The organism is Bradyrhizobium sp. UFLA06-24 (assembly GCF_054967145.1).
The window spans coordinates 81,090-102,697 of the sequence record NZ_JADFUE010000006.1; the positions used below are offsets into that span (position 1 = coordinate 81,090).

The following is a 21,608-nucleotide window of genomic DNA, read 5'->3' on the forward strand; positions in this document are numbered from 1 at the left end:
GCTCACTCGCACCGTTTGCTGGGCCACCCCTCTCCCCCGCCCTCCCCCACAAGGGGGGAGGGAGCGCAGTTATGCTCGGGGCTCTGATTTGGGCTCATCTCTTGCCCGCGATCAAATCAAAGTCAGTCACCACACGAAAGGTGCATTCCCTCCCCCCTTGTGGGGGAGGGTTAGGGAGAGGGGTACCACAAAGGGACTCTCAACCGAACGCCGCACCCCTCACGCCGGCTTCAGCGAAGCCAGCGCGCTCTCCAGCAGCGAGCGGACCCGCGCCGCATCACCCGATTTCACCACGGCCGGATCGAGATAGAGCTCGAGCCCCGGCGCGCGCTCGGTGATGACGCCGCTCTGCTCCGACGCAGCGTCGCTCAGCGCATCGACCGAATAGGGAATGATCTCGCGGCTGATGCCCTTCATGGTGATCGCGGGCAGCGCGTGCGCGCGGACGATGTCGCTGACGAGGGCAAAGGTCTCGTAGCTCAGCACGATCCCGCCGGGCTCGGCGATCGATTGCAGCCGTGCGGCGAGGTTCGCTTCCGCGCCGATGATGGTGTAATCCATGCGGTCGCTGCTGCCGAAATTGCCTACGTTGCAATAGCCTGAATTGATGCCCATGCGCGAGCGGAACGGCTGCTCGATGCCGGAGGCCCGCCATTTCGCATTGAGCTCGGTGAGACGCTGCTGCATGCGCCAGGCCATCCGCAGGCAGGCCTCTGCGTCCGCCCGGTCGCCCTTGGTCTCGGGGTCGCCGAAGAAGATCAGCATGGCATCGCCGATGAACTTGTCGACGGTGCCGCCGTGCTCATGCGCAATCGCCGACATCTCGGTGAAATATTCGTTGAGCAGCTGGGTCAGCAACTCCGGCTGCAGCCGCTCGGTGGTCGCGGTGAAGTTCTGGATATCGGAGAAGAAGATCGTGAGCTTCTTGCGCTCGGTGTGGATGGTGACGTCCTTCTGGCCGGAGAAGATGCTCTTGTAGACCTGCGGCGGGATGTAGCGCGAGATCTTCATCGAGAGCGAGGCCAGGAAGTCGTTGGCGGATTCGAGCTCCTTGTTCATGCCCTTGATGCGGCTGGCCTGGCGGCGCTGCAGCGAGAGGAACGACAGGCCGCAGCCGGCGGCGATCAGGAAATAGGCCAGCAGGAACTTGAAGGAGAAGATGTTGGCGGCGATCGGCTGGGCGATGATGACCTCCTGGATGCCTCTGATATCCCCGACCTTCCAGTCCTTCTTCGGGCTTTCGGGGTGGCTGTTGTGGCAGCTGACGCAGGCCGGCCCCATCGTCACAGGGGCGACCAGGCGGACCTTGTCGGAGAACAGCGAAGTCTCGGTGTCCACGATCTTCTGCTCGGGATCGGCGCGCAGCGCTGCCAGCGCCTCCTTCTCGAACTTGTCGAGCTGGTGCGGAGCGCGGTTCTGGAACGGGAAGTCCGAGACGAAGCGGTAGGTGATGTTCTCCTGCTGGGCGCCGATCACCCGGCCGAGCTCCAGCGACAGCGTCGCGGGAATCGGGACCGCGCCGGGAACGGCTTCGTAATTGTGCACGACCTTGGTCGTGCCGCCGGGGTTGGCAAGGATGCGCCCGACCACGTTGGAGGCATAATAGCTTCGCACGCTGGTGATGACGGAATTGAGATCGATGGCCTGCCGGCGCAGCGCCGTCTTGCTCAGCTCGGTCAAGTCAAGCCAGACGGCGAGCGGCAACGCGAGCAGGAGGAAGGCGATCACCGCGCCGGTCAGGATGCCGCGCTTGCGCTGCTCCTCGGCGATCTCTTGTTTCACTTGACGACTCCGTTCTGTGCGTTTTGTCGTAAATCCGGGGAATTCTGCGGCACGGTATGCGCCCGGCACAGAGCCAATAAACGCGCGCCCGCGCAACCCCCTTTTATGGTGGTCGCGGCAAGCCGCTTTTGGTTTGATGACCAATGTTCAAGATCGCCATCAACCAGCATTGATAATCCGGACCGAGAGCCATGACCGAGACCATCCGCATCCGGCGCTTCAACGCCCGCCCCGTGATCGTGCCGCTGAACCTGCCGCTTCTGACCTCGACCGGGGCGGTCGCCAAGGCGCCGCTGGTGCTGATCGACTGCGAGACCGACCAGGGCGCGGTCGGCCACGCCTATCTGTTCTCGATCACGCCGTCGGCCCTGAGGCCGCTTAGCGCCATGGTCACGGAGATGTCGGACCTGGTCGCCGGCGACGAACTGCTGCCGTTCGAGGTCGAGCGCAAGCTGACCCGGCACTTCACGCTGCTCGGGCTTGCCGGCCTTCAGCGCATGGCGCAATCGGGCATCGACATGGCGGCCTGGGACGCGCTGGCCCGCAGTCGGGGTTTGCCGCTGGCGCGCCTGCTCGGCGGCGCGCCGAAGCCGGTCAAGGCCTACAATTCAAAGGGGCTCGGCATCATGCCGGCGGGCGCGGCTGTCGATGAGGCGCACAAGCTGCTGGCCGAAGGTTTTCACGCCGCCAAGATCCGCCTCGGGCGGCCCGACGCAAGGGAGGACCTCGCGGTGGTCCGGGCGGTGCGCAAGGCCGTCGGCGACGAGGTGACGCTGATGTGCGACTACAACCAGGCACTGACGGTGACCGAGGCGATCCACCGCGGCGAGATGCTCGACGATGAAGGCCTGAGCTGGATCGAGGAACCGATCCGCCACGACGACTATGCCGGCTGCGCCCGGATCGCGGATGCGCTGCGGACGCCGGTCCAGATCGGCGAGAATTTTGACAGCGCGTTTTCGATGCAGGCCGCGCTGTCAGCCGAGGCCTGCGACTACGTGATGCCCGACGTGCAGCGCATCGGCGGCGTCACGGGGTGGCTGCGGGCCGCTGCGCTCGCCCACGCCGCCGGCATCGAGATGTCGACGCATCTGTTCTCGGAAGTGAGTGCGCAGCTGCTCTGCGTGACGCCATCGGCGCATTGGCTGGAATATGTCGACTGGGCCGACGCGGTGCTGGCGAGCCGGCTGAAGATCAAGGACGGCTTTGCGCTGCCGGGCGAGGAGCCCGGCAACGGCCTCGCTTGGGACGAGGCGGCGGTGAAGAAATATCTCGTGAGCTAGGTGCGGCTAGGCTGGCGCGAAGGAAAAGCCGGCCTGACCGCGGAGGAAGCCATTGGTAAAGGCGACTCCGGGATAGAGCTCGGCCAGGCGGCCGCGGGCATCTTCGGCTGATCGCTGCCCGTCGAGCACGTCGCGAAAGGTCCTGGCGACTGCGACCATGTCGCAATCCTGCGGCGACAGGCGCAGCGAGCCGATGCCTGCCTCGCGCAAGCCTTCGATGTCGCCGATGAGATTGGTGCAGGCATGCGACAGGGTCTGGACGCCGTTGATCGTCAGGAAATCCTGCTGGTCGAGCGTCTTCAGCGCGAGCCCGTCCGGGTCCTTTTCGCAGACGAAGCGGCAATTGTCCTTGGAGAGCTTGTGCAGCCGCGCGTGATAGCAGCGCCCCGCGATCGCCAGCGGCACCCGACCGAAAGCGAACACCTCGATCAAAGCCTCGGGGATCGCCGTGGCGATCACCGCCGCCGACGAGAGCGGCAGCTCGGGCGGCAGACAGATGCGCCTCGCGCCCTGGTGGACGTGAAAGGCGGCGCTGGTCTCGTTGTAGATGTTGACGTAAGGGCCGATCGCATGCGGCCGCCCCTTGATCGACCGAAGACAGGTCAGGTCGTTCACCTCGACCAATGCGCCGTCAGTTGCACAGAGCTCCTCGGTCTGGCGCCGCTCGCGCCGCAGCGACACCAGGATCAGCGAACCCAGCAGGACCTGCTTGCCGGCCTGCTGCAGACGCTCGATCACATCGGGAAGGTGCTCCGCGAAGAACGGCGCCCGTTTCGAGCACACGACCTCGCCCACCGACACGACGTCGATCGGCGCCTCGTCGGCGATCCGGAAATAGAAGTCGCGCCAGCGTTCCGGCGCCCAATTGTAGAGGACCGGCCCGAGACTAAGCTGCATCGGGTTTCTCCCATTCGAACCCGGCATCGGTCACCGCCATGTCTTGCGATAGGCGCCGAGCGTGGAGGCCTGGCCTTCGGTGAATGGCTTCAGGCTGACGATATCGGCTTCGCTGCCATCCTCCAGCGTATCGAGCGCGCGGCGGAAATGGCGGACCACGTTCTCGATATAGGCGCGTCCGCGCTGGCGCCCCTCGATCTTCAGCGCGGCGACGCCGGCGCTTTGCAGACCGCGAAGCAGCGTCGTCGCGTCGAGACTGACCGGATCCTCGAAGATGTAGCCATCGCCGAGGGCGGTGGAGAAGCGGCCCTTGCACAGGGTCGGATAGCCGGCCGCTTCTCGCCGGGCGAAGCGGTTGATGGTGAAGCCGCCGAGCCTCGATGTCGTCCCCTTCGCGGTTTCCTCATAGGCGACGTGGCTCGCCGGCGAGCAGACGCCCTGCATGTTCGGCGATTTTCCGGTGGCATAGGACGACAGCGAGCAGCGCCCTTCCGCCATCACACAGAGGCCGCCGAAAACGAAGACCTCGGTCTCGCAAGCAGTCTCGCGGGTGATCTCGGCGATCTCCGCGACACTGAGCACGCGCGGCAGCACGACGCGGCGCGCACCGAAGGTTTCGACATAGAAGGCGATGGCATCGGGGTTGGCGGCCGCCGCCTGCACCGAGACATGGAGCCGCTGGTTCGGATGACGTCGTGCGACATAGTCCATCAGCCCGATGTCGGCGACGATCAGCGCGTCCGCCCCGGCTTCGACGGCATCATCGACGGCACGTCGCCAGAGCGCGGTAGCCGAGGCGCGCGGAAACGTATTGATGGCGACGAGGATGCGCGCGCCGCGGTCGTGGGCGAACGCGATGCCCTTGCGCAGCTCGTCGCGGCTGAAGTTCAGCCCGGGAAAATTGCGCGCATTGGTCTCGTCGTTGAAGCCGCAATAGACGGCATCCGCGCCGGCCTCGATCGCGCTCCGCAGTGCAGCCGGCGTGCCGGCGGGACAGATCAGCTCCATCACCTTTGCACCCCGGGCGAGCCGGTCAGCCTGTCCCGCGCGAGCTCGAACGAGCGCCGCGCCGGCTCACCCAGCGGACCGAACAGGGAGGCCAATTCTCCGGCGAGATCGAGCCCGGCATCGTCGATCGCATTGCGCAGGGCGAGCACCGCCTCCATGTCGCCTTCGATTCCGAGCTGACGCGAGAACATCAGCGCATCGCCATCCACCCGGCCCTCGACCAGGGCAAGCAGATTCGCAAGCGAGGCGGAGATGCGAGCGTCGAGACTTTGCGGCAGCTCGCGCACCACCAGAAGCCGCGGTGGGGCGGCCTCGACGACGAACGCAAACGGCAGGTCCACCGGCTTGATCCCGAACCGCGCGCGCCGATGTTCGCCGAGCCTGTCGAGCAGGCCGGGGTGGCGCCTGAGAATCCTCTGCAGGAAGCCGCTGAGAGCAAGTTGCAGCGGCAACAGCGGCAAAGGACGGATCGCGAGGGCGAGAAGCGGCGGGATGGTCGGCAAGGGGCGGGACGCGACGGACGAATGACTGGACGAATGACTCATGGGATCATCTGAGCCGATTGCGCGCCGATGTATTTGACCGGGAACAATGAAGAGCAAAATCACGCCGGCTAGCTTTCGTCCTTTCGGGAGAGTTTCCGCTTGCAACGTGATGTTCCGCGCCTTCGCGATCTGTCCGACTTCGTGCGTTTCCTTGAAGGCAAGGGCCAGTTGCGACGCATTCGCGAGCCCGTCTCCGTGGTTCACGAGATCACGGAGATTCACCGCCGTGTCATCGGCGAGAACGGCCCTGCACTATTGTTCGAGCGGCCGGTCAAGGCCGACGGCCTACCATCCGGCATGCCGCTGCTGACCAATCTGTTCGGCACGGTGGAGCGGACCGCATGGGGCATGGGCATCACGCCCGACAGGCTCGGCGAACTCGGTACGATGATGGCCGAGCTGCGTGCGCCGCGTCCCCCGCACGGCATTCGCGACGCCTGGCACAAGCTGCCGCTGGCGCGCGCCGCGCTCGCGACCCGGCCACGATCGCGTGCCGCCGCGCCGGTGCAGGATCGCGCCGTGATGGGCGAGGACATCGATCTTGCAAGACTGCCGGCGCAGATCTGCTGGCCGGGCGAGCCCGCGCCGCTGATCACTTGGCCGCTGGTGATCACCACCCCTCCTGACACGGCGGCATCGGACCAGGAGGAGAATGTCGGCGTCTATCGCATGCAGATCCTCGGCCGCGACCGCGCCATCATCCGCTGGCTCGCGCATCGCGGCGGCGCGCGGCATCATCAGCAATGGAAGGCGCGTGGACGCGACATGCCGGTTGCGATCGTGATCGGCGCCGACCCCGCGACCATCCTCGCCGCCGTGCTGCCGCTGCCCGAGACCATCTCCGAGCTGCGCTTCGCCGGCATCCTCCGCGGCGAGCGGCCAGAGCTGACGCCATGTCTCACCGTGCCGCTCGAAGTCCCCGCGACGGCCGAGATCGTCGTTGAAGGTTTTGTGTCGGCCACCGAAACCGCTGCGGAGGGGCCCTACGGCGACCACACCGGCTACTACAATTCGGTCGAGGAGTTTCCGGTGCTCAAGGTCACCGCGATCACCTCGCGGCAGCAGCCGATCTATCTATCAACCTTCACGGGCCGGGCGCCCGACGAGCCGTCGCGGATCGGCGAAGCCCTGAATGAATTGTTCGTGCCACTGATCAAGCAGCAATTCCCCGAGGTGACCGATTGCTGGCTGCCGCCGGAGACATGCTCCTACCGGGTCGCCATCGCATCCATCAAGAAGCGCTATCCCGGCCAGGCACGGCGCCTGATGCTGGGCCTGTGGTCCATGCTGCCGCAGTTCAACTATACAAAGTTCCTGATCGTGGTCGACGACGACATCGACGTCCGCGACTGGCGCGAGGTGATGTGGGCCGTCGCGACGCGGAGTGACAGCTCGCGCGATCTCGTCACGCTCACTGACACGCCGATCGACTATCTCGACTTCGCCTCGCCGAAATCCGGGCTCGGCGGCAAGCTCGGGATCGATGCCACCACGAAGATGCCGCCCGAGACGGAGCGGGCCTGGGGCGCGCCGCTGGCGATGGATCCGGCCGTGATCGCCAGGGTCGATGCGATGTGGCCTGTGCTTGGACTGAGCGGACTCCGGAAACCGGCATGAGCGCGCGGCACGGCGTGATCGTCGGCATCAGCGGCGCCTCAGGCGCTGCGATCGGCATGCGTATCGTCGAGCGGCTCGCGGAGCATCCGGCTTGCGTGGTGCATCTGGTGATCTCGCCGGCCGGCGAGCGAACGTTTACCGAGGAGATCGGGGCCGATGCGCTGCCGCGGCTGCGCGGCCTCGCCTTTCGCGATCACGCGCCATCGGACATCGGCGCCTGCATCGCCAGCGGCTCGTTTCCGATCGGCGGCATGATCGTCGCGCCGTGCTCGATCCGCACGCTGTCGGCGATCGCCTGGGGGCAGCTCGACAATCTCTTGGTGCGCGCCGCCGACGTACAGCTCAAGGAGCGCCGGCGCCTGGTGCTTTTGGTGCGCGAGAGCCCACTGCATCTCGGGCACTTACGCACGATGGTGCAGGCGACCGAGATCGGCGCGATCATCGCTCCGCCGCTGCCTGCGTTCTATTTGAAGCCGCAATCGCTGAACGAGGTCATCGACCAGATCGCCTGCCGTGCCATCAATCTCCTGGGCCTGCCTGATGTCTCCGCACCGGCCTTGCAATGGCACGGCGAGACCTGAGCCGAGGCGGCGATTGCGACGGGGCCCAAAGACGTCTAACCATGCGCCATGACCACATGGCGCCCTCATTCCCATATCCGGGTCGTCGCGATCGGCCTGCACTGGCGCGCCGGGCGTCTGCTCGCGGCCGAGGTGCGCGACGATGCGGGGCGGATCAAGGGCGTTCGCCCCCTCGGCGGCGAAATCGAGTTCGGCGAGAGCTGGCAGGCCGCGCTCGCACGCGAGTTCAATGAAGAGCTGGGCATTGATGTCACCATTATCGGCGCGCCGCTGATGATGGAGAACATCTTCGTCCACGAGGGGGCGACCGGACACGAAGTGATGTTCATCGCCGAAATCGCGTTTCCACGACACGCCTTCAGCGGCCAGGACCGCATCGACTTCCGCGAGGACAACGGAAAGGAGATCGTCGCCCGCTGGTTCGATCTCGCCGATCTCGACATCGAAGGCGGCCCGCGCCTCTATCCGACCGGGTTGAAGGACTTGTTGCTCAGGCGCAATTGACAGCCCTGCTACCACCGCTCCGCGCCCGGGACTTTCTTGCGCACGGCCATGCGCTGGATCCAGATGCAGCGACGGACGGATCGATTGGAGCGCCCCACCGCGGATATCCCCTCGCCGGCCTGAAGCAGCGGCGCCACGGTCTCGCGCAGCGCGCGGCAGCGCTGAAGCTCGGCCTGCCAGTCGATGATGGCGGCCTCCGCGCCTGATGCCATCAGCACCAAGACTGTCAGGGCAACACAAGTCGTTCGCGTCATTCACGCTCTCTTTCGTTTGATCCATCCGGAAGGCGCCGGTAGCGGAAGTCGCAATGATCGGCGCCTTGCATGATGGTCTGCGTGCGCGTGAGGCTGATATCCGGGCCGAACCCTTGCGCGGTGGCGAAATCGGCGGTGCAGATCAGGAGAAAGCCAAGCTCCGGTTCGCCTAGCGCCTTGTAGAACTCGGCATAGGCGCAGCGCTTCACGTCGAACGCGAAAACGTCCTGGTTCTGTTCGATCACGTGATAGGCGAGTGCATCATCGCGGGCATAAGTCTTGAATGCCGACGACACCGCCGCGGCGAGATTGGTCTCGCTCTTGGCGTGCCAGAATTCCTCACCGAAGCGGCGATAGAGATCGCCGAGCGTCCTGCGCACCAGCGCGTTTGCACGCGCCTCGCCGAGTTCGGCGTGCAGCGCTTTGACCAGCGGCACCAGGACCTGCGCCTGGATCTTTGCCTGTTCGATGACAGATATGCTCATGGGCGGCCCGCCTGTGAAATGGAACACACTCGAAGCTTCGCTCAGGTTGTATCATGATCAAGATGTAACCAAGGCGAACGGGGCGCACGCCCCTATTTCTCGATTATCTCATTCTCGAACACTGAGTTGGAGTCCCCGCGCAGGGTGAGGCGAACCATCCCTGCGACGGACATGCCCCTGGAGATCGATCAATTTCGAAAAATTCCGACGTCCCGCCGAGTTCGGCGGAGCGACGGCAGCCTCGCGCCTGCAGCCATCGAGAGGAACGCCCCATGGACGAACCCAAGCCGCTCACCAGCGCTTTCAACAAGCATGCGAATTTTGCCATTCACCAGGTCGACAGCGTGTTCAGGGCAGCCGCGCACGCCGCCGCGCACGCCGCCGGACCTGTCACTCTGCCGCCCACGCTCGGGCCGCTGTCGGCCTTTACCGGCACATTCACGGGGCAGGGGTTCAACACGATCTTCCGGCCGGACAGCGCGACGACACCGACCCGGATGCCGGGGCCGATCAACACCACCGACCCGCCCGACAATGTGCTGGAGTTGAACCTCACGGACGAGACGATGTCGTTCTCGAACAGTCTCGGCTCGATTCCCAATCGCGGCTCGGGGCCGCAGGCCGATGCTTTCCTGAACGGCGTGCCGTATCTCCAGACCATCAACGACGTGACCACGGGAACACCGGTCGGCATTCATTTCGAGCCCGGCATCTGGCTCGCGGTGCCGCCCACCACCAATCCGCACGAGCCGTTCACCGTTGCGCGCATGGCCTCGATCCCGCACGGCACGACGATCACCGCGCAAGGCACCGCGCTCCCGGCCGTCGCCGGCAAGCCGACCATCGCAGCAATCGAAATCACGCCGTTCCTCGGCGGCAATCCCGCCAACAAGATCACGTTCCAGAACCAGACCGCGGCCGACCAGACGACACGCAGGCTGCCGCAGGATCTCACCACGCTGATCGCCGCCGGCAAGCTCACCCAGGCCATGATCACCGATCCGAACACCGTGCTGCGCAACCAGATCGCGCATCAAACCATCAGCCAGACCATCGTCATCGAGACCTCGACCAGACCCGGCTCGCCGCTATCGGGCGGCCCCTTGCCGGCCGTCGCTTCGGCGGGACCGCATCCGCAGGCGCCAAACTTCGCCGGCGGCACCGCGAACATCGCATTCCTCCAGGGCGTGCCGGTGCCGCCACCGGGCGGCAACGGTGCCAACGCCAACGCCTTCCAGATGGACGCGGTGTTCTGGATCGAGACCGTGATCTACGACATCGACGTGCCGCGCATCGCGTCGGGCGAGCCGCCGATCATCCTCCAGCCCTTGCAAAAGGGCACGGTGCCGCTGGTGCCGAGCTTCGTCGTCACACTTCCGTTCGTGCCGAACAAGGCCTTTGCCGGCGGCCGCGTGCGGGTGGCGACGACGCAGATCCAATACTCGCAAAAGGTGATGCTGGATTTCAACGGCCTGAGCTGGCCGCACGTTTCCGTCGCCTCGCTGGTGCCTGCCGCGCCGGTGCCGATCCCGGAGCATCTGCTGCCGCTGACGTGAGCGTGGATAAGTGAGCGCAAGGCGCGGCCCGCATCCGGTCAGGCGCCGCTCGCGGTTGATGGCGCCTGCGCGGGGTAATCAAGCCGGCCGTCGGGCAGGATGTGCGCGGCCGGGTTGATTTTGGCCTCGTTCACCTGTCCCGGCCCGAGAATGTGAAACACGGTCTCACCGGCCGCGAGCAGATAATCGGTGATGATCCGCCGGTGACATCGCCACCATAAGGTCTCCGCACACATGATGGCGCAGCGTTGCGCCTGCCCGAGGTCGCGCAAATGCGCGAGGCCGTCGTGAAACGCCGCGCCCATGGCGTGGTCGGCGTAATTGTGGAAGCTGTCGTTCTGCCAGAAGGCGTTGGTCTCGCGCGGCACCTCGCGCTTGCGGCTGCGCAGCCCGCCGAGCGAAGCGAGGTGCTCATAGCCGATCGCAACGGACGCAAGCGATCGCGGCAAGGTCTCGCGATTATACTGCGGGTTGGTGCGCGAGCGGGGCACGGTGCGAACATCGGCCACGAAGGTGACCGAGCTGCCTCGCAACAGCTCGACGAATTCGTCGATCGAGCGTGTCGCGTGGCCGATCGTGAAAAAGGGATGAGCCATGGGGCGCCTCGTCAGCTCGCTTGCGCCGCTCAGCTCTTGAGCCGCCGCAACGCCCTGCCCTTGTGCAGGGCGACGTGATCGGTCTTGTCGCTCTTGATCTCGTATTGAGGATCGTCCGGCGAGGCGTGGTGCGTGTAGCCCTTGTAGTCGACGTCTTTGGTGTGGACGCGCAGGATATGGCCGCGCACGCGCCCGGCCTCGGAATTCCAGCTGACGTGATCGCCGCGTTTGAAGGATTTCGGCATGGAGGAACAATGCCGGAGCGCCAGGGTGTGTTCCAGGGGACCGGAGCCGGACGGGTTTCTACGCCTCGCACCCCGCCGCGAATGCAGCGTCCTCGCTGGAAAGATTGAGCTCCATCACCGCTACCACTTCTCGCCGAAGGGGCGGATCTCCAGCTCGAAGGTCCAGGCGCTGCGCGGCTGCTGGTAGAGCTGCCAATAGGATTCCGCGACGGAGGACGGCGGCATCAGCAGGTCGGGATTGTCGAGCGCGTTCGGACCGAGAGCTTCGAGGCGCCGCTGGCGCACCCATTCGGTGTCGACGCCGGAATCGATGATGAGATGCGCCACGTGAATGTTCTTCGGGCCCAGCTCGCGCGCCATAGCCTGGGCGACAGCGCGAAGGCCGAACTTGGCACTGGCGAAGGCGGCATAACCGCTCCCGCCGCGCAAGGACGCGGTCGCACCGGTGAAGAAGATGTTGCCCTTGCCGCGCGGCAGCATCAGCCGCGCCGCTTCGCGCCCGGCCAGAAAGCCGGAATAACAGGCCATCTCCCAGACCTTGCGGAAAACGCGCTCGGTCGTATCGAGGATCGGAAAGTTGACGTTGGCGCCGACGTTGAAGATGCAGATTTCGAGCGGCGCGTGCCTGTCGGCCTCATCGAGGAAAGAGATGACCTCGTCCTCCTTGCGCGCATCGAGCGAGCGGGCGTGGATCTCACCTCCTGCCGCCTCGATCTCCTCGACGAGCGGCGCCAGCTTGTCGCCATTGCGCCGGCCGGCGAACACCGTGAAGCCCTCCGCGGCAAACTTCCTGGCGATCTCGGCGCCGATATAGTCGCCGGCTCCGATCACTGCGACGGTTGCGTTTCTCTTTTGCACGGGTCTCTCCCGGTTGAGGTCGGTTCGATCTCTTAAAGCTGCATTGCGGATACCAGCGTTGCGGCGCCAGCGTTGGTACCAAGCCTACAGTTCTAAAATAGAACTGTCAATTTGTGGCCGAATTGCATGATTATGGGAGCTTCGGCACCCATTGTTTGGAAGTCAGTACCTATCTAGAATGAACCCAAGGGCCGCGCTGGCTGCGCGGTCGAATCGAGGCGCGCATGCGGGGCGCTGGAGTGCGTGAATGAAGTGGAAAGAACTCGAGGAAGAGCCTTGTTCGATGGCCCGAACCATCGCCGTGATCGGCGATCGCTGGACGCTTCTGATCTTGCGTGAGTGCTTCCTGCGTACCCGCAGGTTCGAGGGCTTCCAGTCGGCACTCGGAATCACCCGCCACCTGCTGGCCGAACGGCTGAAGAAGCTGGTGCGGCAGGGAATCTTGCGGCGCATTCCCTACCAGGACTCGCCCAGGCGCCACGAATACATCCTGACCCAAAAGGGGCTGGATCTGTATCCGATCATGATGGCGATCGTGCATTGGGGCGATATCCACATGGTCGACGAGCGCGGCAGGCCGCTGCTGCATCAGCATCGCAAATGCGGCAATGACTTCGATCCGGTGATGGTGTGTTCGGAGTGCGGCGAGCCGCTGTCGGCCAAGGAGGTTCACACGCATCCGGGCCCGGGCGCCCGCAGCACTCCGGCGGACGCGGCCTCAAAGACGAAGGCACGCTCTCGCGCCGCTTGAGGATTGGGTTGGCGCAGCTTCAGCTCGCCTGGAAGTCTCGTGGAAACCACCCTCGGGCCGCAGGCGCGAGGCACCCAAGTCGTTGAAGAAGGTGGTGGGCACGACAGGGATCGAACCTGTGACCCCTACCATGTCAAGGTAGTGCTCTCCCGCTGAGCTACGTGCCCTAAAAGTCCACTTGCGTCGGGTGGGGTCCCTATAACGGCTCAAGGGAGCGTGCGCAAGGACGGAACAAGGCCGATTTAGGCCGCCAGCATCTTGTTCACTTCGCTCACCAATTCGCGCAGGTGAACGGGCTTCGACAGCACCTTGGCGTTCTTGGGGGCGTCCGAATCCGAATTCAGGGCGACCGCGGCGAAGCCGGTGATGAACATGATCTTGATGTCGGGATCGAGTTCCGAGGCCCGGCGGGCGAGCTCGATGCCGTCCATCTCCGGCATCACGATGTCGGTCAGCAGCATCTCGAACGGCTCTTCCCGGAGGCGCTGATAGGCGGCCATGCCGTTGTCATGGGACGAGACCTGAAAACCGGCGTTTTCCAGCGCCTTGACCAGGAAACGGCGCATGTCGTTGTCGTCTTCGGCGAGCAGGATTTTTGCCATGGCAGGAACGTCGAATCCCCAGAGGATATGCAGAGGTCACTAAGCCCGACAGAGGGTAAATTTGGGGTGAAAATCTTAACCCTCAGGCTCGTGCTGCGAAGGGTGTTGTGAACCGGAATGAGCCGTGAATCAATTCCGCCGCAGCGGCCGATCCCCGCCTGCCTGCCCGCACAGTTAAGACATGTTCCAGCGCCCATCACATCTTTTCGCTTGGCAGAATGGTTGCGATTCCGGACAATGACGACACATAAGAGCCGCTCGATCGGCCGAATCAGTTCGATCCGGAGCTTTGCCGGATCAGAGCTTGCGGCGTGAAGGGACGAAGCCTGAGAACAAGGGACAAAGCCTGAGAAGATGACCCGGTTTGACGGCGAGGTGTCGCCAGCCTTCGAGATCGTGGAGCCCGCCGAGTGGCGCGCGCCTGTTATCTTCAACTCGCCCCATTCCGGCTCGACCTATCCGGACGAATTCCTCGCGGCATCGCGGATCGACCTGCCGCAACTCCGGCGCTCCGAAGATTCCTTCATGGACGAGCTGATCGGCCATCTCAGCGCGCGCGGCTTTCCAACCGTGCGGGTCAACTTTCCCCGCTCCTTTGTCGACGTCAACCGCGAACCGTATGAGCTCGACCCCCGGATGTTCACCGGACGCCTGCCGAGCTTCGCCAACACCCGCTCGATGCGGGTCGCGGGGGGATTAGGCACCATTCCGCGCGTGGTCGGCGACGGCCAGGAGATCTATCGCGACCGCCTCCTGGTCGACGAAGCGCTGGCGCGGATCGAGACGCTGTACAAGCCCTATCATCGCGCGCTGCGCCGGCTGATCAACAAGGTGCATCAGATGTTCGGCACCGTGGTGCTGGTCGACTGCCATTCGATGCCGTCGGTCGGCGTCAGCAGGGATGAGCCGCGCCGGCCCGACATCGTGATCGGCGATCGTTACGGCACGAGCTGCACACCGCTGCTGCCCGACCGGGTCGAGGAAACCATGACCGGGCTCGGCTATTCGATCGGCCGCAACAAGCCCTATGCCGGCGGCTTCATCACCGAGCATTACGGCAACCCGGCGAGCGGGCTGCACGCCGTGCAGCTTGAACTCAACCGCGCCATCTACATGGACGAACGGCGGCGCGAGCGCGGCCCGCGCTTTGCGCAAGTGGCGAGCGACTTCGGCATCCTTGCCGATGTGCTGGCGACCACGATCCCGTTCGGCGATCTCGGCCCGTTCCAGGCCGCGGCGGAATAGACGAACTTCTTTCAACTGGTCGGGGCCGCATCCGGCGCGGGCGCGCTTTCGCTTTCCGTAGACATGAGCGCGAAACCGAAACAGAGACCCCAAGAAAAAACAGAGACCCCAAGAAAAAAGGGCCGCTTCTGATGAAGAAGCGGCCCAAGTCTAGGGAGGAAACGCCCAAGGAGGGCAGCGGTAACGCCAAGCGCTACCGCACCGCAACAATATGCGGCCGCGCCGCACAAAGTGCAAGGGCTTTTGAGCCGATTCCCATGCAAAAAGACATGGCTCAATTGCTTCCAGCGAAATCCAGATTCAGCTTCTTTGATAAGGAAATTCAATAGCTTGATAGTCATTTGCATACGAACAAGGCATATAGGGAACTAAGTTCTCAACACCGTGATCGATATTTGGCCAGCATATGGCTCGCATGGAGTGCGGTTGGGGCAATCGGTCTCCGCATCCAAAATACCAGGGTGCAAATCAAGACAGCGCTGCCCGCGAGAGCCGAATTGAGCTAGCTAGATGCGAGCTTCACCCGACTTTCGTTTTGAGGATGCGCCGTGACGGTGATCGACTTTTCAGCCTTCATTGGACGGCTTGCGACCGCCTCCGGCGAAACCATCCTGCCGTTCTTCCGCACCTCCCTGTCCATCGACGACAAGAGCAAGACCAAGGATTTCGATCCGGTCACGGAGGCCGACCGGGCCGCCGAGGCGGTGATGCGGCGGCTGATCAAGGCCAGTTTCCCTCAGCACGGCATCGTCGGCGAGGAATTCGGCAATGAGCGCGAGGACGCCGACTACGTCTGGGTGCTCGACCCGATCGACGGCACAAAGTCGTTCATCGGCGGCTTTCCGATCTGGGGCACGCTGATCGCGCTCCTGCACAAGGGCACCCCGGTCTACGGCATGATGCACCAGCCCTTCATCGGCGAACGCTTTTCCGGCGACAACGGCTCGGCCACCTACAAAGGCCCGACCAGTGAGCGCCGGCTTCAGGTGCGCCGCTGCGCCTCGCTGTCGGAGGCGACGACCTACACCACCTCGCCGCTGCTGATGAACGAGCACGACCGCGCCGTTTTCGGCCGCATCGAGCAGGGCGCACGATTGTCGCGCTATGGCGGCGATTGCTATTCCTATTGCATGCTGGCGGCCGGCCACGTCGATCTCGTGGTCGAGACCGAGCTGAAGCCCTATGATATCGCGGCGCTGATCCCGATCGTGACCGGTGCCGGCGGCATCGTCACCACCTGGGAAGGCAAGCCGGCGCAGGGCGGCGGCCGCATCGTCGCCGCCGGCGACGCCAGGGTTCATGAAGAAGCACTGAAGCTGCTGAACCAATAGTGAAGGCGAGCGGGAGGCTTGCATGATCTTCTCACGCAGGCTGCTCGCTACATCGTTCCTGGGATTGTTGCTGCTGCTGCCGTGCGTGGCATCAGCCCAGAATTTTCCGGCAAAGCCGATCAAGCTGATCGTGCCGTTCCCGGCCGGCGGTCCCAACGACATCATCGCCCGCGTCATCGGCCAGCGCATGTCGGAACTGGCGGGGCAGCCGGTGCTGATCGACAATCGCGGTGGCCAGGGCGGCGTGCTCGGAACCGATGCGGTCGCAAAGAGCGCGCCAGACGGCTACACCATCGCCATCTCTTCGGCCGGGGCGCTCGCAATCAGCCCGAGCATGGAGAAGGTCGCCTACGATACTCTTGCCGACCTCGCGCCGGTGACGCTGGTCGCAACCGTGCCGGAAATGCTCGTCGTGGCGACCAACGTGCCGGCCAAGGACATCGGCGAATTGATTGCGCTCGCCAAGGCGCAACCCGGAAAGCTCAACTTCGCCTCTTCAGGGCCCGGCAGCCTGCCGCACTTGGCGGGTGAGTTGTTCAAGCTGACGGCCAAGATCGACATCGTGCACGTGCCCTATCGCGGCGCCGCTCCCGCCGTGAACGATCTGTTGGGCCAGCAGGTGCAGATGACGTTCCTCGATCTCCCGGTGCTGCTGCCGCAAGTCAAGGCCGGCGCCTTGAGGCCGATCGCGGTGGGATCGGTGGAGCGCGCCCCCACCGCACCCGATGTGCCGACCACGAAGGAAGCGGGCTTTCCCGATCTGCGCATCGAGAACTGGTACGGCATGGTCGCCCCCAAGGGCACGCCGAAGGAGATCGTCACCGCGCTGCATGACCTCGCGACCAAGGCCATGGCGGATCCCGCGGTGAAGGAGAAGCTCGCCCAGCAAGGCGCAACGCTGGTTGGCGACGGACCCGAGCATTTTCGCTCATTCATTGCGGACGAGACCGCCAAATGGGCGAAGGTGATCAAGGACGCCGGGGTCGAGACGGCGAACTAGCGGTCGACGCCGAGGAAGGCGAGGCTGCGAAGCTTCAGCAACCTCCCCACCGCGGCTTCACACAGGGTAAGGCCTTGCTTCAAATCCGAGCATGCGTGCTGTGCCGGGCACTTTGGAACGCCGGTGCATGCGCGACGTTCAATCTCGAAATTGGAGATTTGCATGAAACTCAGATTGCTCACGGCAGCCGCGGCCCTCACCATCCTGGCAAGCTTCGGCGCCTCGACTTCCGCCGTCGCCCAAGACCGCTATTGCCTTCAAGGCCGCATCTGGGGCTATCCCGGCAACTGCCAATTCGCCAGTTACGCGCAATGCATGGCGAGCGCATCGGGCACGCAAGCCTATTGCGGAATCAATCCGCGCTACGCCTTTGCACGCCGCTATCGCGGATATCGGTGAGCGAGGGCGAGGGGTCGGCTTATCCTGATTGAACTACTCCGCCGAGCCGAGCCGCGCCATGGCCCCGGACCAACCGCTCACCGCAATCGTCTTCGCCGGCGGCCTCGGGCTTGGCGCCTACCACGGCGGAGCCTTCGAAGCGTTCGCCAGCCTCTCGCTGCCGCTCGACTGGGTCACCGGTTCATCGGCGGGCGCGATCACGGCGGCACTGATCGCCGGAAGCCCCGGTGCCGATCGACTGCAGAATTTGCGCAGCTATTGGCATGCCGCAAACGGACCGTCGCAAGCGCCGAATGTCAGCCGACATCCGTACGCGTGGCTCAACGCGATCAATACCCGCCTGTTCGGCCAGGCCGGTTTCTTTCATCCCCGCCTGCCGATGCCGACATCTCACTTCGGCGGCCTCTACGATCTCGGCCCGACGCGCGAACGCCTGATGCGCTTGATCGATTTTGGGCGCCTCAACAGCGGCGATCCCCGCATCACCATCTGCGCCACCGATCTCGAGAGCGGCGACCCTGTCCTGTTCGACTCCACTTCAGTGCAGATCGAGATGGATCACATTCTGGCCAGTTGCGGCTTCCTGCCCGAATTCGCACCGGTAGAGATTGCCGGCAGATGGCTCAGCGATGGCGGATTCTCCCTGAACGCGCCATTCGATCCCATCCTGGAGACCCCGGGCCCGTTGCGCCTCTATGTCATCGACCTGTTTGCCCGTGACGGGAAAGTCCCTGACGGCCTCGAAGCCGCGGCGGAGCGGAAGAGCGATCTGACGTTCGGCAACCAGACCTTTCAGCGGCTCCGCCTTGCCTTGGAAGCGCGCAAGCTACGCGCCGAGTTGCAAGAGCTGGGGCGCGACGACCTCGCCTATCTCCTGAGCTACCGTCCAGGCCCGGAGGAAGCGGGGCCTGAAAAATCCTTCGACCTCTCGGCAACGGCGATGGCCCAGCGATGGCGAGCCGGCCTTCTGGACATGCGGCATGCGACGATGATGGCTCCGATCCGAAACGAAATCTGCAGCGTCCGCCGGCGATGAATTTCGCCGGGGGCGCCAAGCAACCCGGTTCATGATCCGCGGTCCAGACGTTCGCGGATGTCCAGCAGAAACTGGTTGAGACCGTCGTCGGCGGCCATGCCATCGGGGGGCGCAATCGTGGTGATGCCCCAGTTCGCCAGCACGGCTTCCTGCACCGGATTGCGTTGCGCGACGAATACAAAGGATCGCGGCCGGTCCTGACGGTGCCCGGACTCGTCCCATGTCTGCCAGATCCGGTGCAGCAGCAGCCGTATGTTCGGATCCGACATACTGTATCCGATGAACAGCAGCGTGCTTCCCAGCGCGTCGGCACGAAACCGGATATCGAGCGGGGAGTCGAACGCAAGGCGATTGAGGAAGTCGGTCTCGGTCAGGACGAGCGAAGCATCGTCATCGAAGTCGCCGTGAAACTTGATGATGTGAGTGACGCCGGTCGCTGCGCTCGCGATCTCCTTTGCGTTGCTGATCTTCGCGTAGGGCTTCTTAAGAACGTCGAAGGCCGTCTCCAGATTGCGGTCGTAGTTCGTCGTGTAGATGACCGGAAAGTCGAGCTCGACGATCGCCCGATGGAGCTCCGAGGCCGCGATCCTGTCCGGATCGACGCGCCAGTTGCGGTCGAGCCAGCTGCGGAGCGGGCCGATGCCGCCGCGCTTCAGCCGGTAATACTCTGCCAGCATCTGATATCCACCATGCATTCCCTCGATGACGTCGCCTTCAAGGCCGAGATCATCTAGGAGATGCTCGATCAGCGACTGCCACGACGGCAATCCCACCGCCATCGAGATGCCGGCGCCGACGAACAGGACCGCGCGACGCCGCTTGATCGCGGCAGCCAGCACCTCATGCGGCGACTGCTCCTCAGCGATGAGTCCTATCAGCGGCTTGTTCATCCAAATTGAATGAATGGGCAGGCAGCGCGTTCCTATGGGAGGGGGTCGCTCACCCCGTCAGCAGGGTGGAGGCACTTCTTCCCGTCCGCGCTGCGAAGCGGCTGATCAATCGCCGGAGCTGCGCCTTGTGCACCAGACGCGCGGCTGTTTCCGCCGAGACCCAGATCGCCTCCCGCTCGCCCTTTTCAGGCCACCAGCGCTCCTGGCCATGCACCTTCATGGGAAAGACCGCGACGTTCATGGTCCGCTTGCGCTCACCTTTTCGCTTACGATGCTTGAAGCTGCCGAGGGCGCGCTTTGCCACGACACCGATCAGGCCCGCCTCTTCGTACGCTTCCAGCTCCGCCGTATGATGCGGCTGCTTATCGCGCATCGGCGATCCCTTTGGAACACTCCACCGCCGCTTCCGCCTCGTCGTGATCAGCATCACGTGCAGCTCGGAATTATTCAGACGAAACGGTAAAGCGGCGAATTGTTTCTTGCCCATCGAGCGCCTCCAGTGAAGTGATAAGCAACCGCCGCATCCATGGTTCCTTGCGCCGGTCAGACGGGCGCAAAGCAACGCAGCTGCAGGAGATCATCCAGTGACAGACCGAACAGGACGATCCGAATAGCGGGTGTCGTTGCGAGCACCAGCAACAACAGGAAGATCAGATGGACCAGCGCCGGAGGCGCGCTTCTAGCGAGCCTGCAAGCCGCCTTGCGCATGCATGTCCTCCCGTCCGCCAGCTCGTGCCATAGCGGCGCCCATCACCATCATCGCCGCCCCCCACAACAGGAAGCCGATATCCCAGAAAACTCGCTGTCCTCCGGGCACCGTCTCGTTCACCTGATGCAGTCCGAGAATCTCGTGATCGATCACGCCTTCGACCAGATTGAAGATGCCCCACCCCAGCAACACCGTGCCGAGACATTGCCAGCGAGACCATCGCAGCTCGCTCCCGCGCGCGCACTGCCACAGCTGATAGAGACCCGCGAGCACAAGAACGTAAGCCGCGCTGTGAAACAGCCCATCCCATGTCGTATTCAGTCTGATGTTGTCGATGGAATTGAGCGGATACCAGCCGCTTAACATATGATGCCATTGCAGCAGTTGATGAAAGACGATGCCGTCGAAGAAGGCGCCGAGCCCGAGGCCGAGAAGAACGCCGGCGGTGGTGGGGAAGCTAGCTGGTCTGCTGTCTAGCATCTGTTGAACTCGTCTCCGGCACGTCGCTGCGAACGCGAGACAAGGCGTTTGGCACGCCGCCGTTCCTATGGCGATCAGCACGAGCAGAGCAGAGGCCTGAAATTTTCGGACCTCCGACGTCGGCGATAACATGCGTTAAGTGGGAGAGAGCGCTCCACGTGGGAGCCGACGCCGCGTCAGCATCTTCATCGATGGATAGGAACGTTGGACGTGGCGAGGCGTCTGTCGCTCACACGTTGGAGATGAACATGCTGAACGGCATCTCGCCAGCCCAAGCAATCTCAGAGAAACGGCGTAGCGGGCCGGACTGAAGCGAGGCTGCCATGGCATACGCCCTGTTCAAGGACGAGGAAAAGCTGAGCCGGACGTTTCCGACGAAGGAGGAAGCTTTGGAAAAAGCAGAGCAGGCCGGCCTGGTCGAGCACACCGAGGATCAGCCCATGCTCGAGGACGATTTGGAGATCAAGCCTTGCGCTCCCGATCCCAAACCTCACGACGATGCGGATCTCGATTGGACGCCGGACAAGCCGGCGTCCTGATCATGCTCTAGCAACCCTTGCAGATGCTTTTGATCTTACGGTCGACCGTTGAATTCTGCGAATTTTCCGAGCGAATCTGATCGTCGCCCTGCATCGAGGGACCAGGCGTCGCCGTCCCGTCGATGCGACCGCTGCTGGTGCCGCCCGCCGGATTGCCCGCGCGGCCGACCGTTGTCGATCCCCGCGGGCCGGCGCCGCCGCCCGATTGGGCGGTTCCGGCCGTGTTGGTGCCAGGAGCCGTTGTTCCCGCCGAAAGGCTGCCACCGCCCGCAGCACCGCCTGTGCCTGCGCTTGCACCTGCGCTTGCACCACCGCCGGAGCTTCCTCCACCTCCTCCACTACCCTGCCCCGCTGCTGGCCCGAGGGAAGCGCCGGCCAGCAGAGCGACGAGCACAAGACCCGTTATGCGCATCGA

26 protein-coding genes and 1 tRNA gene are annotated in these 21,608 nt (G+C 64.1%); 13 read left to right on the forward strand and 14 right to left on the reverse strand.

Features of this window, described 5'->3' with window-relative positions; translation table 11 throughout:
• Positions 1 to 219: 219 nt before the first annotated feature.
• Entirely contained in the window at positions 220 to 1,782 is a 1,563-nt protein-coding gene (locus IF809_RS07735) for an adenylate/guanylate cyclase domain-containing protein (protein WP_128968479.1), read from the reverse strand.
• A 191-nt stretch (positions 1,783 to 1,973) separates the two neighbouring features.
• Here IF809_RS07735 and IF809_RS07740 point away from each other — a divergent pair, with 191 nt between their 5' ends.
• The gene (locus IF809_RS07740) at positions 1,974 to 3,065 is read left to right on the forward strand and encodes an enolase C-terminal domain-like protein (protein WP_462837267.1); all 1,092 of its coding nucleotides are present in this window, start codon (positions 1,974 to 1,976) and stop codon (positions 3,063 to 3,065) included.
• 6 nt (positions 3,066 to 3,071) lie between these two features.
• On the opposite strand, the gene ubiV is transcribed toward IF809_RS07740, so the two are convergent.
• Genes ubiV through ubiT form a run of 3 tightly spaced genes read right to left on the reverse strand, consistent with a single transcriptional unit; the run spans position 3,072 to position 5,431 of the window.
• Complete coding sequence (gene ubiV / locus IF809_RS07745; RefSeq protein WP_462837268.1) at positions 3,072 to 3,962, reverse strand: ubiquinone anaerobic biosynthesis protein UbiV; 891 nt, start codon at positions 3,960 to 3,962, stop codon at positions 3,072 to 3,074.
• A 30-nt stretch (positions 3,963 to 3,992) separates the two neighbouring features.
• Positions 3,993 to 4,970 carry a ubiquinone anaerobic biosynthesis protein UbiU gene (ubiU, locus tag IF809_RS07750; protein WP_462837321.1) on the reverse strand — a complete coding sequence of 326 codons (978 nt, stop codon included), beginning with the start codon at positions 4,968 to 4,970 and terminating at the stop codon, positions 3,993 to 3,995.
• Positions 4,970 to 5,431, reverse strand: a complete 462-nt coding sequence (gene ubiT / locus IF809_RS07755) for a ubiquinone anaerobic biosynthesis accessory factor UbiT (protein ID WP_462837269.1) — start codon at positions 5,429 to 5,431, stop codon at positions 4,970 to 4,972. Before ubiT ends, ubiU begins: the two co-directional genes overlap by 1 nt.
• 183 nt (positions 5,432 to 5,614) lie before the next feature.
• Between ubiT and IF809_RS07760 the strand changes: the two genes are divergently transcribed.
• From IF809_RS07760 to IF809_RS07770, 3 genes are read left to right on the forward strand one after another with little or no spacing between them, the layout of a single operon-like run.
• Positions 5,615 to 7,132 (forward strand): UbiD family decarboxylase, encoded by a 1,518-nt coding sequence (locus IF809_RS07760; RefSeq protein WP_462837270.1) that lies wholly within the window; start codon positions 5,615 to 5,617, stop codon positions 7,130 to 7,132.
• Positions 7,129 to 7,713, forward strand: coding sequence for a UbiX family flavin prenyltransferase (locus tag IF809_RS07765; protein ID WP_462837271.1), 585 nt, complete (start codon positions 7,129 to 7,131; stop codon positions 7,711 to 7,713). The genes IF809_RS07760 and IF809_RS07765 overlap by 4 nt, the downstream gene beginning before the upstream one ends.
• A 48-nt stretch (positions 7,714 to 7,761) precedes the next feature.
• Positions 7,762 to 8,217 carry an NUDIX hydrolase gene (locus IF809_RS07770; RefSeq protein ID WP_462837272.1) on the forward strand — a complete coding sequence of 152 codons (456 nt, stop codon included), beginning with the start codon at positions 7,762 to 7,764 and terminating at the stop codon, positions 8,215 to 8,217.
• 8 nt (positions 8,218 to 8,225) lie between these two features.
• On the opposite strand, the gene IF809_RS07775 is transcribed toward IF809_RS07770, so the two are convergent.
• Both IF809_RS07775 and IF809_RS07780 read right to left on the reverse strand, forming a co-directional pair.
• The gene (locus IF809_RS07775; protein WP_462837273.1) at positions 8,226 to 8,471 is read right to left on the reverse strand and encodes a hypothetical protein; all 246 of its coding nucleotides are present in this window, start codon (positions 8,469 to 8,471) and stop codon (positions 8,226 to 8,228) included.
• On the reverse strand, positions 8,468 to 8,956 hold the full coding sequence (locus IF809_RS07780) for an L-2-amino-thiazoline-4-carboxylic acid hydrolase (protein ID WP_462837274.1): 489 nt from the start codon (positions 8,954 to 8,956) through the stop codon (positions 8,468 to 8,470). Before IF809_RS07780 ends, IF809_RS07775 begins: the two co-directional genes overlap by 4 nt.
• Positions 8,957 to 9,228: 272 nt before the next feature.
• On the opposite strand from IF809_RS07780, the gene IF809_RS07785 reads away from it, so the two are divergent.
• A complete protein-coding gene (locus IF809_RS07785; RefSeq protein WP_462837275.1) occupies positions 9,229 to 10,512 on the forward strand; it encodes a heme-binding protein in 1,284 nt (427 codons plus the stop codon).
• Between the two features lie 38 nt (positions 10,513 to 10,550).
• Here the strand turns inward: IF809_RS07785 and IF809_RS07790 are convergent, their stop codons facing one another.
• The 3 genes from IF809_RS07790 to IF809_RS07800 form a co-directional block, all read right to left on the reverse strand.
• Positions 10,551 to 11,108 carry a DUF488 domain-containing protein gene (locus IF809_RS07790; protein ID WP_128968490.1) on the reverse strand — a complete coding sequence of 186 codons (558 nt, stop codon included), beginning with the start codon at positions 11,106 to 11,108 and terminating at the stop codon, positions 10,551 to 10,553.
• Positions 11,109 to 11,137: 29 nt separating this feature from the next.
• Complete coding sequence (locus IF809_RS07795) at positions 11,138 to 11,353, reverse strand: hypervirulence associated TUDOR domain-containing protein (RefSeq protein ID WP_128968491.1); 216 nt, start codon at positions 11,351 to 11,353, stop codon at positions 11,138 to 11,140.
• Positions 11,354 to 11,473: 120 nt separating this feature from the next.
• Entirely contained in the window at positions 11,474 to 12,211 is a 738-nt protein-coding gene (locus IF809_RS07800) for an SDR family oxidoreductase (RefSeq protein ID WP_462837276.1), read from the reverse strand.
• A gap of 247 nt (positions 12,212 to 12,458) precedes the next feature.
• Here IF809_RS07800 and IF809_RS07805 point away from each other — a divergent pair, with 247 nt between their 5' ends.
• Positions 12,459 to 12,962, forward strand: coding sequence for a winged helix-turn-helix transcriptional regulator (locus tag IF809_RS07805; protein WP_462837277.1), 504 nt, complete (start codon positions 12,459 to 12,461; stop codon positions 12,960 to 12,962).
• 92 nt (positions 12,963 to 13,054) lie between these two features.
• On the opposite strand, the gene IF809_RS07810 is transcribed toward IF809_RS07805, so the two are convergent.
• Together IF809_RS07810 and cpdR are read right to left on the reverse strand one after the other, a co-directional pair.
• Positions 13,055 to 13,129: transfer RNA gene (locus IF809_RS07810), tRNA-Val, on the reverse strand.
• A gap of 75 nt (positions 13,130 to 13,204) precedes the next feature.
• Positions 13,205 to 13,564: a cell cycle two-component system response regulator CpdR gene (gene cpdR / locus IF809_RS07815; RefSeq protein WP_028179810.1), complete on the reverse strand. Its 360-nt coding sequence runs from the start codon at positions 13,562 to 13,564 to the stop codon at positions 13,205 to 13,207.
• A gap of 354 nt (positions 13,565 to 13,918) precedes the next feature.
• Here cpdR and IF809_RS07820 point away from each other — a divergent pair, with 354 nt between their 5' ends.
• The 6 genes from IF809_RS07820 (at position 13,919) to IF809_RS07845 (ending at position 18,575) form a co-directional block, all read left to right on the forward strand.
• Positions 13,919 to 14,809 carry an N-formylglutamate amidohydrolase gene (locus tag IF809_RS07820; RefSeq protein WP_128968494.1) on the forward strand — a complete coding sequence of 297 codons (891 nt, stop codon included), beginning with the start codon at positions 13,919 to 13,921 and terminating at the stop codon, positions 14,807 to 14,809.
• 131 nt (positions 14,810 to 14,940) lie between these two features.
• Positions 14,941 to 15,138 carry a hypothetical protein gene (locus IF809_RS07825; protein WP_128968495.1) on the forward strand — a complete coding sequence of 66 codons (198 nt, stop codon included), beginning with the start codon at positions 14,941 to 14,943 and terminating at the stop codon, positions 15,136 to 15,138.
• Positions 15,139 to 15,357: 219 nt separating this feature from the next.
• Entirely contained in the window at positions 15,358 to 16,140 is a 783-nt protein-coding gene (gene hisN / locus IF809_RS07830; RefSeq protein WP_128968496.1) for a histidinol-phosphatase, read from the forward strand.
• A gap of 22 nt (positions 16,141 to 16,162) precedes the next feature.
• Positions 16,163 to 17,140, forward strand: coding sequence for a Bug family tripartite tricarboxylate transporter substrate binding protein (locus tag IF809_RS07835; protein ID WP_462837278.1), 978 nt, complete (start codon positions 16,163 to 16,165; stop codon positions 17,138 to 17,140).
• Positions 17,141 to 17,302: 162 nt separating this feature from the next.
• Positions 17,303 to 17,539 (forward strand): DUF3551 domain-containing protein, encoded by a 237-nt coding sequence (locus tag IF809_RS07840; RefSeq protein ID WP_128968498.1) that lies wholly within the window; start codon positions 17,303 to 17,305, stop codon positions 17,537 to 17,539.
• A gap of 58 nt (positions 17,540 to 17,597) precedes the next feature.
• Positions 17,598 to 18,575, forward strand: coding sequence for a patatin-like phospholipase family protein (locus IF809_RS07845; RefSeq protein ID WP_462837279.1), 978 nt, complete (start codon positions 17,598 to 17,600; stop codon positions 18,573 to 18,575).
• Positions 18,576 to 18,604: 29 nt separating this feature from the next.
• Here IF809_RS07845 and IF809_RS07850 read toward each other — a convergent pair whose 3' ends face one another.
• The 3 genes from IF809_RS07850 to IF809_RS07860 all read right to left on the reverse strand — a co-directional run bounded on the left by IF809_RS07850 (position 18,605) and on the right by IF809_RS07860 (position 20,654).
• Complete coding sequence (locus tag IF809_RS07850; RefSeq protein ID WP_462837280.1) at positions 18,605 to 19,465, reverse strand: SIR2 family NAD-dependent protein deacylase; 861 nt, start codon at positions 19,463 to 19,465, stop codon at positions 18,605 to 18,607.
• A 49-nt stretch (positions 19,466 to 19,514) separates the two neighbouring features.
• Positions 19,515 to 19,952: an NUDIX hydrolase gene (locus IF809_RS07855; protein WP_462837281.1), complete on the reverse strand. Its 438-nt coding sequence runs from the start codon at positions 19,950 to 19,952 to the stop codon at positions 19,515 to 19,517.
• 192 nt (positions 19,953 to 20,144) lie between these two features.
• Positions 20,145 to 20,654 carry a DUF2243 domain-containing protein gene (locus IF809_RS07860; protein WP_462837282.1) on the reverse strand — a complete coding sequence of 170 codons (510 nt, stop codon included), beginning with the start codon at positions 20,652 to 20,654 and terminating at the stop codon, positions 20,145 to 20,147.
• A gap of 323 nt (positions 20,655 to 20,977) precedes the next feature.
• Here IF809_RS07860 and IF809_RS07865 point away from each other — a divergent pair, with 323 nt between their 5' ends.
• A complete protein-coding gene (locus IF809_RS07865) occupies positions 20,978 to 21,193 on the forward strand; it encodes a hypothetical protein (RefSeq protein ID WP_462837283.1) in 216 nt (71 codons plus the stop codon).
• Positions 21,194 to 21,608: the final 415 nt, after the last annotated feature.

Excerpts from the sequence above, each read along its gene's own strand:
- IF809_RS07740 (WP_462837267.1), top strand. The coding sequence starts at position 1,974 with ATGACCGAGACCATCCGCATCCGGCGCTTCAACGCCCGCCCCGTGATC.
- ubiV (WP_462837268.1), bottom strand. The coding sequence starts at position 3,962 with ATGCAGCTTAGTCTCGGGCCGGTCCTCTACAATTGGGCGCCGGAACGC.
- ubiU (WP_462837321.1), bottom strand. The coding sequence starts at position 4,970 with ATGGAGCTGATCTGTCCCGCCGGCACGCCGGCTGCACTGCGGAGCGCG.
- IF809_RS07765 (WP_462837271.1), top strand. The coding sequence starts at position 7,129 with ATGAGCGCGCGGCACGGCGTGATCGTCGGCATCAGCGGCGCCTCAGGC.
- IF809_RS07770 (WP_462837272.1), top strand. The coding sequence starts at position 7,762 with ATGACCACATGGCGCCCTCATTCCCATATCCGGGTCGTCGCGATCGGC.
- IF809_RS07775 (WP_462837273.1), bottom strand. The coding sequence starts at position 8,471 with ATGACGCGAACGACTTGTGTTGCCCTGACAGTCTTGGTGCTGATGGCA.
- IF809_RS07780 (WP_462837274.1), bottom strand. The coding sequence starts at position 8,956 with ATGAGCATATCTGTCATCGAACAGGCAAAGATCCAGGCGCAGGTCCTG.
- IF809_RS07785 (WP_462837275.1), top strand. The coding sequence starts at position 9,229 with ATGGACGAACCCAAGCCGCTCACCAGCGCTTTCAACAAGCATGCGAAT.
- IF809_RS07790 (WP_128968490.1), bottom strand. The coding sequence starts at position 11,108 with ATGGCTCATCCCTTTTTCACGATCGGCCACGCGACACGCTCGATCGAC.
- IF809_RS07795 (WP_128968491.1), bottom strand. The coding sequence starts at position 11,353 with ATGCCGAAATCCTTCAAACGCGGCGATCACGTCAGCTGGAATTCCGAG.
- IF809_RS07805 (WP_462837277.1), top strand. The coding sequence starts at position 12,459 with ATGAAGTGGAAAGAACTCGAGGAAGAGCCTTGTTCGATGGCCCGAACC.
- cpdR (WP_028179810.1), bottom strand. The coding sequence starts at position 13,564 with ATGGCAAAAATCCTGCTCGCCGAAGACGACAACGACATGCGCCGTTTC.
- IF809_RS07820 (WP_128968494.1), top strand. The coding sequence starts at position 13,919 with ATGACCCGGTTTGACGGCGAGGTGTCGCCAGCCTTCGAGATCGTGGAG.
- IF809_RS07825 (WP_128968495.1), top strand. The coding sequence starts at position 14,941 with ATGAAGAAGCGGCCCAAGTCTAGGGAGGAAACGCCCAAGGAGGGCAGC.
- IF809_RS07835 (WP_462837278.1), top strand. The coding sequence starts at position 16,163 with ATGATCTTCTCACGCAGGCTGCTCGCTACATCGTTCCTGGGATTGTTG.
- IF809_RS07840 (WP_128968498.1), top strand. The coding sequence starts at position 17,303 with ATGAAACTCAGATTGCTCACGGCAGCCGCGGCCCTCACCATCCTGGCA.
- IF809_RS07845 (WP_462837279.1), top strand. The coding sequence starts at position 17,598 with ATGGCCCCGGACCAACCGCTCACCGCAATCGTCTTCGCCGGCGGCCTC.
- IF809_RS07850 (WP_462837280.1), bottom strand. The coding sequence starts at position 19,465 with ATGAACAAGCCGCTGATAGGACTCATCGCTGAGGAGCAGTCGCCGCAT.
- IF809_RS07855 (WP_462837281.1), bottom strand. The coding sequence starts at position 19,952 with ATGGGCAAGAAACAATTCGCCGCTTTACCGTTTCGTCTGAATAATTCC.
- IF809_RS07860 (WP_462837282.1), bottom strand. The coding sequence starts at position 20,654 with ATGCTAGACAGCAGACCAGCTAGCTTCCCCACCACCGCCGGCGTTCTT.
- IF809_RS07865 (WP_462837283.1), top strand. The coding sequence starts at position 20,978 with ATGGCATACGCCCTGTTCAAGGACGAGGAAAAGCTGAGCCGGACGTTT.